The 14,327-nt window shown below is 75.4% G+C and carries 10 protein-coding genes and 2 pseudogenes; 11 read left to right on the forward strand and 1 reads right to left on the reverse strand.

The annotated features are described in order from the left end of the window. Window positions 1–14: 14 nt before the first annotated feature. Window positions 15–355 (reverse strand): annotated as a pseudogene (locus tag BJF81_RS09730) (DUF2200 domain-containing protein). A 73-nt stretch (window positions 356–428) separates the two neighbouring features. Here BJF81_RS09730 and paaK point away from each other — a divergent pair. The 11 genes and pseudogenes from paaK (at window position 429) to BJF81_RS09780 (ending at window position 14,326) form a co-directional block, all read left to right on the forward strand. Next, complete coding sequence (paaK, locus tag BJF81_RS09735; RefSeq protein WP_075958153.1) at window positions 429–1,745, forward strand: phenylacetate--CoA ligase PaaK; 1,317 nt, start codon at window positions 429–431, stop codon at window positions 1,743–1,745. A 42-nt stretch (window positions 1,746–1,787) separates the two neighbouring features. Further along, complete coding sequence (locus BJF81_RS20975) at window positions 1,788–3,116, forward strand: hypothetical protein (protein WP_342447119.1); 1,329 nt, start codon at window positions 1,788–1,790, stop codon at window positions 3,114–3,116. Between the two features lie 797 nt (window positions 3,117–3,913). Continuing rightward, window positions 3,914–5,401 carry an FtsX-like permease family protein gene (locus tag BJF81_RS20980; RefSeq protein WP_342447120.1) on the forward strand — a complete coding sequence of 496 codons (1,488 nt, stop codon included), beginning with the start codon at window positions 3,914–3,916 and terminating at the stop codon, window positions 5,399–5,401. A gap of 41 nt (window positions 5,402–5,442) precedes the next feature. Beyond that, the gene (locus BJF81_RS09745; RefSeq protein WP_075958155.1) at window positions 5,443–8,295 is read left to right on the forward strand and encodes an FtsX-like permease family protein; all 2,853 of its coding nucleotides are present in this window, start codon (window positions 5,443–5,445) and stop codon (window positions 8,293–8,295) included. Further along, window positions 8,177–9,124, forward strand: a complete 948-nt coding sequence (locus BJF81_RS09750) for an ABC transporter ATP-binding protein (protein WP_075958156.1) — start codon at window positions 8,177–8,179, stop codon at window positions 9,122–9,124. Before BJF81_RS09745 ends, BJF81_RS09750 begins: the two co-directional genes overlap by 119 nt. Then, window positions 9,121–9,870 (forward strand): ABC transporter ATP-binding protein, encoded by a 750-nt coding sequence (locus tag BJF81_RS09755; protein ID WP_075958157.1) that lies wholly within the window; start codon window positions 9,121–9,123, stop codon window positions 9,868–9,870. Before BJF81_RS09750 ends, BJF81_RS09755 begins: the two co-directional genes overlap by 4 nt. A 118-nt stretch (window positions 9,871–9,988) precedes the next feature. After that, entirely contained in the window at window positions 9,989–10,252 is a 264-nt protein-coding gene (locus BJF81_RS18020; protein ID WP_075958158.1) for a DivIVA domain-containing protein, read from the forward strand. 9 nt (window positions 10,253–10,261) lie between these two features. Further along, window positions 10,262–11,316 (forward strand): annotated as a pseudogene (galE, locus tag BJF81_RS09765) (UDP-glucose 4-epimerase GalE). A 10-nt stretch (window positions 11,317–11,326) separates the two neighbouring features. Next, the gene (locus BJF81_RS09770) at window positions 11,327–11,704 is read left to right on the forward strand and encodes a BlaI/MecI/CopY family transcriptional regulator (protein WP_075958159.1); all 378 of its coding nucleotides are present in this window, start codon (window positions 11,327–11,329) and stop codon (window positions 11,702–11,704) included. Window positions 11,705–11,708: 4 nt separating this feature from the next. After that, on the forward strand, window positions 11,709–12,668 hold the full coding sequence (locus tag BJF81_RS09775) for a M56 family metallopeptidase (protein ID WP_075958160.1): 960 nt from the start codon (window positions 11,709–11,711) through the stop codon (window positions 12,666–12,668). A 200-nt stretch (window positions 12,669–12,868) separates the two neighbouring features. Continuing rightward, the gene (locus BJF81_RS09780) at window positions 12,869–14,326 is read left to right on the forward strand and encodes a cytochrome ubiquinol oxidase subunit I (RefSeq protein WP_075958161.1); all 1,458 of its coding nucleotides are present in this window, start codon (window positions 12,869–12,871) and stop codon (window positions 14,324–14,326) included. The last annotated feature ends 1 nt before the right edge of the window (window position 14,327 follow it).

Below are 14,327 nucleotides of genomic sequence, written 5' to 3' on the forward strand. Positions count from 1 at the left end.
ACGCCGCCCGGGCCTCAGCCGCGCAGCACCTTCTCCATCGCCTTGCCCCGGGCCAGCTCGTCGACGAGCTGTCCAGGTAGCGGATCTTCTGCATGAGGGGGTCCTCGACGTCCTCCACCCGGACGCCGCAGACGACCCCGGTGACCTAGTCGACCCGCGGGTTGAGCTCGGCGGCGGCGAAGAAGTCCTCGAACGTGGTGCCGGCGTCCAGGTGGCGCTGGAGGGCCGCCTCGTCGAACCCGGTCAGCCACTCGACGACCTGGTCCAGCTCGGCCTTCGTGCGGCCCTTGCGCTCCACCTTGGCGACGTAGTGCGGGTAGACGGAGGCGAAGCTGGTGGTGAAGATCCGGTGCATCCACCGAGCGTAGTGCGGGCCCGGGGCCGCACGGCATACCCTGCCCTGAGCCGCCCCGACGAAGAGGTGAGGTATGACGCTGCCGACGATCGACCCCCGACCGGACCTGCACGACGAGGCCGAGACCTGGTCGGTGGACCAGCTGCGTGCCGTGCAGCTGGAACGGCTGCAGGGCTGCGTGCGGCGGGCGTACGAGGGGGTGCCGCACTACCGGCGGCAGCTGGAGGAGCGCGGCGTCCACCCCGACGACGTCCGCAGCCTCGAGGACGTCCGGCTGCTGCCCTTCACGACCAAGGCGGACCTGCGGGACAACTACCCGTTCGGGATGCTGGCGGTCCCCCGCGAGCAGTGCGTGCGGCTGCACGCCAGCTCGGGGACCACCGGGCGGCCGACGGTCGTCGGCTACACGCGGCAGGACATCGACACCTGGGCCGGGCTCGTGGCGAGGTCGCTGCGGGCCGCCGGTGTCCGCCCGGGCGACATGGTGCACGTGGCCTACGGCTACGGGCTGTTCACCGGCGGGCTCGGTGCGCACTACGGCGCCGAGCGGCTGGGCTGCACCGTGGTCCCGATGAGCGGCGGGCAGACCGAGAAGCAGATCCAGCTGATCCGCGACTTCCGGCCCGACGTCATCACGGTCACGCCGTCGTACTTCCTGGCCACCATCGACCACGTCAAGGAGCTGGGGCTCGACCCCGCCGAGACGTCGCTGCGCATCGGCGTCTTCGGCGCCGAGCCCTGGACCGAGGCCATGCGCCAGGAGATCGAGCAGACCTGCGGCATGCACGCGACCGACATCTTCGGACTCTCGGAGATGATGGGCCCCGGCGTGGCGCAGGAGTGCGTCGAGACCAAGGACGGCCTCACGCTGTGGGAGGACCACTTCTACCCCGAGATCGTCGACCCGCTGACCGACGAGCCGGTGCCCGACGGGGAGGAGGGCGAGCTGGTGCTCACCGCGCTGACCCGGGAGGCGATGCCGGTGCTGCGCTACCGCACCCGTGACCTGACCCGGCTGCTGCCCGGCACGGCCCGGCCGTCCCTGCGGCGGATGGCCAAGATCACCGGACGCAGCGACGACCTGATGATCGTGCGCGGCGTCAACGTCTTCCCCACCCAGATCGAGGAGCTGGTGCTGGCCACCGAGGGGCTGACGCCCCACTTCCAGTGCGTGCTCTCCCGACCGGGCCGGATGGACCAGCTGACGGTCAACGTCGAGGGCGCCCCGGGGCTGGACGAGGCGCGTCGGGCCTCGATCGCGCGCGAGCTGGGTCACCAGATCAAGTCGCGGATCGGCACCAGCGCCCAGGTGGTCGTGCTGGCCGAGGGCGGCATCGAGCGGTCGGTCGGCAAGGCGCGCCGGATCGTGGACCTGCGGGAGAAGGGCTGACCCGCTGCCGCTGCGTCGGTCGCTCCGTCTAGGGTTCGGCCCATGACGACGTGGTGGGGGTGGGCGATCCGTCGCACCCGCGCGTCCACCGGGCTGCTGCTCACCCTGCTCGTGCTCGTCACCGCCACCACCGCGATCCTCGCCGGCACGGTCGGCTACTCCGGGGCCGCCGCGACGACCGCCGCCCGGGCCTCGCTGACCGGGGCCGTGCCGCAGGAGGCGGGGATCCGGGTGCAGACCCGGCAGGCGCAGGACCCGCAGGCCCAGGACGCCGCGGCCCGCCGTCTCGTCGACGAGGCGTTCGCCCCGGCACCGGTCAGCGTCCAGCGCACGGTGGTCAGCGAGCCCCGGCCGGTCCGGCTCGGGGAGGACGGCCTGGAGGGCAGGCTCGTCGTCCTCGCCAGCGCCTCGCTCACCCCCGAGGACCCCGAGGTGGAGGATCGGGTCGAGGTGGTCGAGGGCACCTGGCCCTCCCCCGGTGCCGAGCCGGTCCAGGGCATGCTGCACGCCGCGGCGGCCGAGACCTGGGGCGTGCGGGTCGGGGACACCCTCGTCGTCGGCGGCGCCGACGTCGAGGTGACCGGCCTCTGGCACCCGGTCGCCGCCGACGACGCCTTCTGGTTCGGCGACCCGCTCGTGGCCGCCGGTCGGGACGGCACCGACCGCGGCCCGCTGATCGTGCCGCCGGACGGCGTGGTCCGCGTCGTGGACGCCCCCTTCGTCCGGTGGACCGTCCAGCCTGACGCCACCAGGATCCAGCCGGACGACCTGGCCCACCTCGCCTCCGCGGCGGGCAGCCTGCGGTCGTCGATGAAGACGCCGGAGGTGGACGTCCGCGGCGTGACCGTCGACGGCGACCTGGCCCCCACCGCCGGGACGGCCGCGACCAACCTGGCCACGGCCCGCGCCCTGGGGGTGGTCCCGCTCTCGGTGCTCGTCCTCGTGACGATGCTGTCCGTGGTCCAGCTGGCCCGCCTCCTGGCGACCACCCGGGAGACGCAGCACCAGCTGCTGCTGGCCCGGGGCGCCACCGGCGCCAGGTGCTGGGCAGCACCGTGGCGGAGTCCGCCGTCGTCGCGCTGGCCGGCACCGCCCTCGGCGGCGGGACGGCCTGGGCCGTCCTGCAGGCCGTCCCCGCCGGGGACGGCCAGTGGCCCACGGTGGTGCGGGTCGCGCTGCTCACCGGCGCCGCGGTCCTCACGGTCCTCGTCGCCGTCGCAGGGCTCCAGGTGCGCCGGCTCACCGCGGGGGGCCGGGCCGACGTGTCCGGGCGCACCCGCGCCGCGACGGCGCTGGCCACCGTGGTGCTGGTCCTCGGCGCGGCGGGCGTGGCCTGGTGGCAGCTGCGACGGCACGGCTCGCCGCTGGTGACCCGGGAGGACGGCACGCTCGGCACCGACCTCGTGGCCGGCGCGGCGCCCGCTCTCCTGCTGGCCGCCGCGGCCGTCGTGGCGATGGCCCTGCTGGGCCCGGCCGGGCGCCTGGTCGAGGCGCTCACCCGGCCGGGCCGGGGCGCCACCGGCCACCTGGCCGCGGCCCAGGTCTCCCGCCGGCTGCCGGTCTACGCCGTGCCCGCGGTCCTGACCGTCCTCGCGGTCGGGGCGACCACCCTGTCCGGCCTCTACGCCGGCACCTCGGCCCAGCTGCGGGACGACCTGCGCTCGGTGGCCCAGGGCGCCCCCGTCCGGGTCGTGCCGGAGGAGCCCCCGGCCACCGTGGAGCCGGGCGTGGTGGCCCCTCCCCCGCCGTCCCTGCGCGGCGCACCCGGCGTCGTGCGGTCCACGCCCGTGTGGCTCGACGAGGGTGCCCGGCTGGGCGACGCGCAGGTGGCGCTCACCGTCTCCCCCGTCGTCGACCTCGCGGCCGTGGCGACCGGACCCGGGCTGGCCGGCACGTCGACGCGCGCCGACGGACAGGCCGGGGACGACGCGACGGGCGCCACCACCCACCCGCTCGTGCCCGTCGAGGCCCTCACGACGGACGGGCCGACCGCGGACGGGGTTCCCCTCCCCGGCGGCGCGACCACCCTCGAGGCGGCCCTGACCGTCGAGCTCACCGTCGAGGACGAGTTCCTGCGCACCCTCCAGGAGGGGTACGAGCAGGACGTGCAGAACTACGTCGACGGGGCCCACGGCGGCGAACCGCTCCCCGAGGACGAGGCCCGCTCCATGGCCCGGCAGGTGGTCGACGAGCAGCTCCGGGCCGCCGCCGACGACCGGACGGTGCCCTGGACGGTGTCGCTGACCCTCCTCGACCCCACCACCGGGACGCTGGACGTCGTGGACGGACCCACGGTTCCCGTCGACAGGCCGGTGGTCACGCCGCAGGAGGGCCGCGCCTACACCGAGGCCGAGGTCGAGCCCGGTGGTGGCACCGGCACGGTGACCTTCACCCTCCCGGAGGGCAGCACCCAGGTGCTCCTGGACGTCCGGATCGAGGCGCCCCTCACGCCGCGGGACCGGTGGGAGCCGGTGCCGGCGGAGGTCGCCGCCCGCCTGTCCCTGTCCACCGGTGACGGCGACACCGTGCTCGGCCCGGCCACCGAGGGCTGGGGTGCCGAGCAGCTGGCCCCGCCGGACGTGACGCAGGCCGCGCAGGAGGACGCCGACCGGCTCGCCGCCGAGGCGGAGTCCGAGGGCCGCGACCTCGTGGAGACGCGGGTGGACCCGGCCACCGGCGCCGTCTGGGTCCTCGACGACGCGGTCTTCGTGCCCGCGTCCCTCGACACGTCGGGGGAGACCTGGACGCTGCACGGGGTGGCCCGCAGCAACTGGCCCGAGCAGACGGTCGTCGTGGGCCCCGGCCGCAGCTACCGCCCTCCCCCGGCCGAGGGTCCGTTCGCCCCGCCGGACCCGGCCGCCAGCCCCGACGTCACCGTCGAACCGGTCCCGGTCGCCCTCACCCCCGAGGCCGCCCGCGCCGCCAACCTCGAGGTCGGCGACGAGGCCCTGGTGGAGGCCTTCGGGACCGACGTACCGGTCACGGTCACCACCCTGGTGCCGGCGGTCCCCGGCACCCTCGCACCCCGGGCCGCCCTGCTCGACCGGGACGGCCTGCTCCGCGCACTGGCCGCCGACGACCGCGGGCTGCCGTTCCCCACGCAGCTGTGGGCCGCGACCGTCCCCGGTCAGGAGGCGACCGTCGTCGAGACGCTCGCCGGCCGGGACGACGTGGTCTCCGTCACCGGGCCCGCCTCCGGGGCAGCCCTGGTCACCGACGCGACCGGCGCCGCCCGCCGGGTCTTCTGGGTGGCCTCGGCCGGGGCGGTCCTGCTGGCGGCCACCGGCATCGGCGCAGTCGCGGCGACCCTGCTCGCGTCTCGCCGTCCCGAGGTGGCGGTGCTGCGGGCGCTCGGCATGCCGCCCGTCGCCCAGGCCCGCTCCCGGGCGCTCGAGCTCGGCGGCATCGTGGCCGCCGCGGTCGCCCTCGGCCTGGCCGCGGGCCTGCTCGTCGCCCGGGCCGTGGTGCCCGAGCTGGCCCGGTCCACGACCGCCGTCGACCAGGTGACGCTGGCGGCCCCCCTGCACCTGGAGGCCCTCCCGTGGGTCGTCATCCTGCTCACCGGCGCGATCGCCGTCGCCGCCGTGGTGCTCGCCCAGGCGACCCGGGTGCGCCGGCAGGCCCTGGAAACAGACTACCGGGAGGAAATCCGGTGAGCGGACGTCACCGCGGGGCGCGACGGCATACCGGAGCAGGTATGGCGTGGCGGCAGTTCGCCGCGGACCCGTGGGTCTCCGTGGGGCTGGCCCTGCTGGTGGCGGTGGTCTCGGTGCTGCTCACCGCGGTGCCGCGCGCCCTGCAGGACGTCAACGACCGTCAGCTCGCCCAGGACGTCGGCGGTCTGTCCGCCCTGCAGCGGGACGTCACCGGCCGGTGGAGCACCACGGTCGAGGTGCCGGCACCGCCGGGGGTCGACCCGTGGGTCCCCTTCGAGGAGGGGGCGGCGCAGGTCCGGGCCGCCCAGCCCGAGCCGCTGCGGTCGCTGCTGCAGGAGGCGCAGATGTACGCCCGCGCCACCACCGCGGTGGAGCACGTCCCGGACGAGGACAGCGGCTACTACGGCGCGGAGGTCGCGGTCCACGCGGACCCGCACCTGGCCGAGCACGTGGAGATCGTCGACGGCACGCTGCCCGGCCCGTGGGGCGGGCCTGAGGCCGACGCACCCGGGGAGGCCGGGGCGGGGGGTGGACGGGTCGTGGGTCCGGACGGGGCGCCCGGCGAGGGGGACGCCGGGGACGGCGTCCCGGTGGTCGTGCTCGAGGAGGCCGCCGAGGAGCTGCTGTGGGAGGTCGGTGACCGGGTCGGCCCGCTGGTGGTCGCCGGGACCTACCGGCCGGTGGAGCCGGACGACCCGCGGTGGCAGCACGTCGACAACGGCGTCCGGCTGGGGGTGCTCTTCGACCCCAACCGCGGGCAGGCTGCGCTGGTGACCGCGTTCGTGGACCCCGGCAGCCGCGGCTACCTGGGCCAGCCCACCGCGGTCCGGCACGAGCTGTGGTTCCCCGTCGACCCGGACGCGGCGTCCGGGACGGGCGTCGACGTGGGGCTGGTGCGACGTCAGCTGACCGGGATGCTCGCCCAGCAGCACACGCTCGTGGAGTCCGGCGACCCCGCGCTCGGACCGATCGAGGCCGACCAGACACCGGCGTTCGCCACCGAGCTGACCGACACCCTCGACCAGGTGGTCCGCCAGCAGCGGGCGACGTCCTCGCTCCTGGCGGTGGTCGCCGCCGGGCCCCTCGGGGTCGCGCTGGCCGTGGTCGGGCTCGCCGCCCGGCTGGTGGTCCAGCGACGCCGCCCGTCGGTGGCTCTCGTGCTGGCCCGGGGCGCCAGCCCCCGCCAGCTGCGCCGGCTGGCGGTGCTCGAGGGCCTGGCCGTCGGGGTGCCGGCGGCCGTGCTCGGCCACGTCCTGGCCCGGGTGCTCCTGCCCGGGGGTGCGGGCTGGCAGGAGTGGCTCGTGACTGCGGCGGTGGCGGCCGCCCCGGCGATCGCGCTGGCCGCGTCCGTCGAGGACGCCTCGCTCCTGCAGACGCGGCGCGACCTCTCGCGCCGCAGCAGCTCGCGGTGGCGGTGGGTCGTGGAGGCGGCCGTCGTCGCCCTGGCCGGGCTGGCCACCTGGCGGCTGCTGGACCGCGGCTCGCGGGGCGACGACCCGGGGACCTCCGGCGTCGACCTGCTCGCGGCCGCCACCCCGGTGCTGCTGGCGCTGGCCGCCTGCGTCGTGGCCCTGCGGCTCTACCCGGTCCCGCTGGCGGCCCTGACGCGGGTGCTGCGCGACCGCCGGAGCCTGACGCCCTTCCTCGGCGCGGCCCGGGCCCTGCGCGACCCCGCGGGAGGGCTGGTCCCCACGCTGGCCGTCGTCCTGGGGACCACCATCGCCCTGGTCAGCGCGGTGCTGCTGACGACGGTGACGCGGGGGGCAGAGGCCGCCGCCTGGCAGGCCAACGGGGCCGCCGTCCGCGTCAACGGGCCGGTGCTGACCGACGAGCTCGTCGGGCGGCTGGCCGGGCTGGACGGGGTGGCGGCGGTCGCCCGGGTCGCCGACGTCGGCACCACCCAGGAGCTCTTCGTCGACGGGGAGCGCACGCCCCTGCGGATCCTCGTCGCGGACCCCGCCCTGGAGCAGGTGCTCGGTGCCGGCTCGCCCGCCCCCGGTCCGCCGCCGCAGCTGTATGCCGACGAGGGCGCCATCCCCCTCGTCACCGGGGGCGACGCGCCCGCGCAGGTGGGCCCGGCCACCCTCGGGGGCGCGGACGGGCAGGTCCAGGTCGTCGGGCACCTGGCCGAGCTGCCCGGCGTGCAGACCCCCGGCAGCTGGGCGCTCATGGACGCCGACCGCTGGGCCGAGCTCGGGCGCCGGCTGCCCACGGCCCGGTCGGCGCTGGTCTCGACCACCGAGGGGGCGGACCCCGGCGCGGTCGCGGACGCGGTGCAGGACCTGCTCGGGACCGGCGTCGTGACGACGGTGCAGGAGGAGCTGGACTCCTTCACCTCGGCCCCCGTGACGACCGGGCTCACCCGCGCCTTCGTCGGCGCCACCGTGCTGACCGGGCTGCTCACCGTGCTCGCCGTCGTCGTGGTCCAGCTCATGGGGACCGCGGCGCGCTCCCGGCTGCTGGCCGTCCTGCGCACCCTGGGCCTGCGTCCCGGACAGACCCGGGCGCTGGCCGCGTGGGAGCTGGGCCCGGTGCTGGCCACCTCGCTCGTCGTCGGCGCCGTCCTCGGCCTGGTCGTGCCCTGGGTGCTGGTCCGCGCCGTCGACCTCACCGGGCTGACCGGTGGCCGGTCGCAGCCGCCCCTGGCCGTCGACCCGCTCGTCGTCGGCGCCGTGCTGGCCGCCGTCGCCCTGACCGTCCTGACCGCCGTCACCGTCAGCGCCTGGCTCGCCGGGCGCACCAACTCGCGCAGGCCCTGCGCGTCGGGGAGGACTCATGAACACCACGACCGCACGCCCCGACATCTGGTGCGAGGACCTCGTGCGCATCTACTCCACCGAGGGCGTGGAGGTGCAGGCCCTGCAAGGGCTGAACCTCGTCGTCGACCCCGGTGACGTCGTCGCCCTCGTCGGCGCCTCCGGGTCGGGCAAGTCGACCCTGCTCAACATCCTCTCGGGGCTGGACCGACCCACGGGCGGGCGGGCCCGCGTCGCCGGGGTCGACCTGATGGCGATGAGCCGGGCCCAGCGGGTGGACTACCAGCGCTCCGTCGTCGGCTTCGTGTGGCAGCAGACCTCGCGCAACCTGCTGCCCTTCCTCACCGCCGCGGACAACGTGGCCCTGCCCATGGTCATCAGCGGCCGGACGGGGCGGGGCGCCCGGGCCGCCGAGCTGCTGGACCTGCTCGGCGTGGCCGACTGCGCGGACCGGCGCCCGGCCCAGCTCTCGGGCGGCCAGCAGCAGCGGGTCGCGATCGCCACCGCCCTGGCCAACGCACCCTCGGTGCTGCTCGCCGACGAGCCGACCGGCGAGCTGGACGACGCCGCCTCCGAGCAGGTGCTGGGGGCGATGCGCTCGGCGGCCGAGGAGCTGGGCACCACGGTGCTGGTCGTCACCCACGACCCGACGGTCTCCGACCACGTCCGGCGCACGGTCCAGATCCGGGACGGCCGCACCTCCACCGAGGTGCTGCGCCAGACGGTCGTCGACGCCGACGGCGTCGAGCGGACGGTGGCCCGGGAGTACACCGTCATCGACCGGGCCGGCCGCATCCAGCTGCCCCGGGCCCACGTCGACGAGCTCGGTCTGCGGGACCGGGTGCGGATCGAGAAGGAGAGCAGCCACGTGCAGGTCTGGCCCGACGACGAGACGCACGGCACCGGGGACGACGCGCACGGGCCCGACGAGGAGCGGCCGGGCACCGTCGGCGAGGAGCGGCGATGAGGGACGGCGGCGGCTCCGTGGTCCTCTCGGCGAGGGACCTGCACCGCACCTTCGGCTCCGGGCCGACGCAGGTGCACGCGCTGGCCGGGATCGACCTCGACGTGCCGGCCGGCCGGCTCACCGTCGTCCGCGGCCCGTCCGGCTCGGGCAAGACGACGCTGCTCAACCTCCTCGGCGGGCTGGACCGGCCCAGCCGCGGGCAGGTGGTCCTCGACGACGGCCGGGTGCTGTCCAATCTGCCGGAGAAGGAGGTCCTGGCGGTCCGCCGCGAGCGGATCGGCTACGTCTTCCAGAGCTTCGGCCTGGTGCCGGTGCTCTCCGCCGAGGAGAACGTCGAGGTGCCCCTGCGGCTGCGCGCGGTGCCCGCCGGCGAGCGCTCCGCCCGGGTCGCCCAGGCCCTCGAGATGGTCGGGCTGGCCAGGCACGCCCGGCAGCGGCCCTACGAGCTCTCCGGCGGGCAGCAGCAGCGGGTGGGGATCGCCCGGGCCCTCGTCGGCGCCCCGGACATCCTCGTGGCCGACGAGCCGACCGGGCAGCTGGACTCCGACACGGCCGCGACGATCATGGACCTGCTCGTCGAGCTCACCCACGCCCGCGGCATCGCCAGCGTGGTCTCCACCCACGACGCCGCCCTCATGGAACGGGCCGACCAGGTCGTGGACCTGCACGACGGCCGCCGGACCGGTGCCGGGAACGACGGGAACGCCGCGCGGGCCGGGCGCGACGGTGGCACCATCGGAGGATGAGCACCGACGACCCCCGCGACCTGCAGCCGCTGCCCTCCGACGAGCGCCCGACGGCCCCGGTCCCGCCCGGGGTGCACGCGGACGCCTGCCCACGCCCTCGGACTTCCCGACCACGCGGGTGCGGCCGGGCTACGACACCGACCAGGTGGACGCCCTCGTCGAGGACGTCTTCGACGCGGTGAGGGCCGGTGCGCAAGCCCCCGTCATCGCCGAGGCCCGGTTCCGCGGGACCGGCGGGCTGCGCAGGGGCTACGACGAGCGGTCGGTCGACGAGTACCTCGACGCGCTCGCCGAGGCGGTCGGCCAGCAGGCCACCCCGGAGCCCGGGACCGAGCACCGCCACCTGGACGACGACCGACCCGGGGACGACGCACCCGCATAGGGTGGTCCCATGCGCGTCCTGGTCACCGGCGGAGCCGGTTACATCGGCTCCCACACGGTCCTGCACCTGCTCTCGGCGGGCCACGACGTGGTCGTCGTGGACGACTTCTCCAACGCGCGCCCGGCCGTCGTCGACCGGCTCGCCGAGCTGGCCGGCCGCCCCGTGGAGGTGCACCGGCTCGACGTGACCGACGAGCAGGAGCTGCACCGGCTCCTCGACGGGGCCGGCTTCGAGGCGGTCGTGCACTTCGCCGCCTTCAAGGCGGTCGGCGAGTCCGTGGCCCGGCCGCTGGACTACTACCGCAACAACCTCGGCGCCACGATCGCCGTGGCCGCGGCGATGGTGCGCCACGGCATAACCCACCTGGTGTTCTCCTCCTCGGCCACCGTCTACGGCGCGGAGCGCCCGTGCCGATGACCGAGGACCTCCCGACGTCGGCGACCAACCCCTACGGGTGGACGAAGGTGATGAACGAGCAGATCCTCCGGGACGCCGTCGCCGCCCACCCCGGGCTGCGGGTGGCGCTGCTGCGCTACTTCAACCCGGTCGGGGCCCACCCCTCGGGACGGATCGGCGAGGACCCCGCGGACGTGCCGAACAACCTCATGCCCTACGTCGCGCAGGTCGCGGTGGGTCGGCGGGAGCGGCTGTCCGTCTTTGGCGACGACTACGACACGGTGGACGGGACGGGGGTGCGCGACTACATCCACGTCGAGGACCTGGCCGCCGGGCACGTCGCCGCGCTCGAACGCATCGCCGCCCACGACCGGCCGCTGTCGGTGTGGAACCTGGGCACCGGCCACGGCACCTCGGTCCTGGAGCTGGTCCGCGCGTTCGAGGAGGCCAGCGGCCGGCCGGTCCCCTACGAGGTCGTTGCCCGGCGCCCGGGGGACGTCGCCTCCTCCTACGCCGACCCCTCGCTGGCCGAGCGGGAGCTGGGGTGGCGGGCGACGCGCACGGTCGCCGACATGTGCGCCGACACCTGGCGGTGGCAGCAGGCCAACCCGGAGGGCTATCCCCAGGGGCAGGCCCGGAACTGGGCCGACAGCGACAAACCGTCGTAGAGTTGTCCCCATGCCTCGCAACGCAGCCCTCGGAGACCTGGAGCGTGTCGTCATGGACACGCTCTGGACCCACGGCCCCCAGCTCACCGTCCGTGACGTCATGGACCGCATGGAGGGCACCAAGGAGCTGGCCTACACCACGATCATGACCGTCCTGGACCGGCTGGCGAAGAAGGGCCTGGCGGAGCGCACCCGGGACGGGCGTGCCTGGCGCTACACCGCGGCCTCCACCCGCGAGGCGCTCGCCGCCACCGCCCTCCGCTCGACCCTCGAGAACGTCCAGGCCGACCGCACGCTGGCGATGATGCACTTCCTCGACGACGCCTCGCCGGCCGAGCTGGACGACCTGCGGGCCGCTCTCGCCGAGGTCGAGCGCCGCCACAGCTGACGCCGTGACGGGGGTCGTCGTCACCGCTGCGCTGATCGTCGGCGCTCTCCTGCTCACCCTCGCGGCGCCCCACCTGCTCGCCGGGCGCACGGGGCTGCGCGTCGTTCCCGGCCCGGCCCTGCTGCTGTGGCAGTCGGTGAGCCTGGCCGGGGTGGCCAGCGCGCTGCTGGCCGCCCCCGTCGCCGCGCTCGTCCTGCCCACCGACCGGCCCTGGCTGCTGACCGCGGCCGTGGCCCTCTCCGGCCTCATGCTGGCCCGGCTGCTCTGGTCGGGCCACCGCGTCGGCACCGACCTTCGCCGTCGCCGGGCACGTCACCGCGAGCTCGTCGACCTCGTCGGCGAGCGCCTGGCCGACGAGCCGGGGACCGAGGACGGGCCCGCCGCGGCCGGCCGCCCGGTGAGCGACCACCCGGTCGCCGTCATCGCGCACGCCAGCCCCACGGCCTACTGCCTGCCCGGCCGGCACGACCGGATCGTGCTGAGCAGCGCCGCGGTCGACCGGCTCGACGAGAACCAGCTGGGCGCGGTGCTCTCCCACGAGCACGCCCACCTGACCCAGCGGCACGACCTGCTCCTGGAGCTGTTCACCGTCCTGCACGAGGCCGTGCCCGCCCGTCTCCGGGCCGACCGGGCGCTCGGCGAGGTCCACCTGCTGGCCGAGATGCTGGCCGACCGGACCGCCGCCGCGAGCAGCGGCCCCACGACGCTGGCCCGCGCCCTCGTGGCCATGGCGGTGCCGACCGGGGACCCCGCGAGAGGCGCGAGCGAGCCCCTCGGCGCCGGGGCGGGCACCGCATACCTCGTCGACCCGGGCCCGGCTGTCGGGTCCGGTCAGGTCGCGGTCCGGGTGCGGGCGCTGGCGGCCCCTCCCCGGCCGCGCGGCCTGCGCGCCGGCCTGGTGGCCACCTCGCTCGTGGTGGTCCTGCTGCCGCCGGCGCTGGCCGCCCTGGCCGTCGTCGGCTGAGCCGCCCGCAGGCACGTCCGCAGGCGACCGGCGCACTGTGACCGACCCCACCGTGTCTGGTGCGTCACAGTTCCTCCAAATTACCTGCCCCGGGCCCCGGCGGCGGGGTAGCGTACGACCATAGGTAGTACGCGCCCGCACCCTGCGGGACGTCCGCACGCCGCGCCCCGGGGGGGGCGCCGGCCCGTCAGGAAGAGCTCATGGACGCACTGGACCTTGCACGGTGGCAGTTCGGGATCACCACCGTCTACCACTTCTTCTTCGTGCCGATCACGATCGGGCTGAGCCTGCTCGTGGCGATCATGCAGACGCAGTGGATGCGCACCCGCAACCCGCAGTGGCTGCGGCTGACCAAGTTCTTCGGCAAGCTGTTCACGATCAACTTCGCGCTCGGCCTGGTCACCGGCATCGTCCAGGAGTTCCAGTTCGGGATGAACTGGTCGGACTACTCCCGCTTCGTCGGCGACATCTTCGGGGCGCCGCTGGCGATCGAGGCGCTGCTGGCGTTCTTCCTCGAGTCGACCTTCCTGGGCCTGTGGATCTTCGGCTGGGGACGCGTCCCGGAGAAGCTGCACGCCTCGTTCATGTGGCTGGTGCACGTCGGGACCGTGCTGTCGGCCTACTTCATCCTCGCGGCCAACTCGTTCATGCAGAACCCGGTCGGCTACTGGATCAACCCCGACACCGGCCGCGCCGAGCTGACCGACTTCCTGGCCGTGATGACCAACCCGGTGCAGCTGGTGACCTTCCCGCACGTGGTCGCCGCGGCCTACATGACCGGCGCCGCGTTCGTCCTGGCCTTCGCGCTGTGGCACCTGTGGCGCCGCCAGACCCCCGGCGGCGACCTGCCGATGTACCGCAAGGCCGCACGCCTGGGCGCCTGGGCCCTGCTGATCGCCGGCGTCGCCGTCGTCGGCACCGGCGACGTCCAGGGCAAGATCATGACCGAGGTGCAGCCGATGAAGATGGCCGCCGCCGAGGGCCTCTACGAGGACGTCCCCGAGGGCGAGGGCGCACCCTTCTCGATCATCACCGTCGGCACGCTCGACGGGACCGAGGAGGTCTGGGCGGTCACCGTGCCCAAGCTGCTGTCCTACCTGGCCACCGGGTCGCTGGAGGGCGCGGTCGAGGGCATCGACCACATCCAGGAGCGCTACGAGCAGACCTACGCCGGCAGCGAGCTGACCGAGGTCGAGGACTACCGCCCGCTCATCCCGGTGACCTACTGGTCCTTCCGGCTGATGATGGGCCTGGGCTTCGCCGGGATGGCGGTCGGCGCCGCGGTGCTGTGGCGGCTGCGCGGCCGCGACGGCGAGGAGGACCGGCTGACCTCCCGCTGGTGGGGCTGGGCCGGGGCGCTGGTGCTCTTCATGCCGCTGCTGGCCAACAGCTTCGGCTGGATCTTCACCGAGATGGGCCGTCAGCCGTGGCTGGTCATGGGCCTGATGACCACCCAGACCGGCGTCTCCCCCGGCACCACGACAGGCGAGGTGCTCACCTCGATGGTCGTCTTCACCCTGCTCTACGGCGCGCTGGCGGTCGTGGAGGTCGCGCTGATCCTGCGCTACGGCCGGGCCGGCGCCGAGGAGGTCCCCGAGGACGCCTCCTACGACCCGCGGGACCGGTCCGACGACGACGCCTACGTCTTCTCCTACTGAA

Origin of the sequence: Ornithinimicrobium sp. CNJ-824 (assembly GCF_001942405.1) — a bacterium.
GTDB classification, from domain to species: domain Bacteria; phylum Actinomycetota; class Actinomycetes; order Actinomycetales; family Dermatophilaceae; genus Ornithinicoccus; species Ornithinicoccus kibberensis.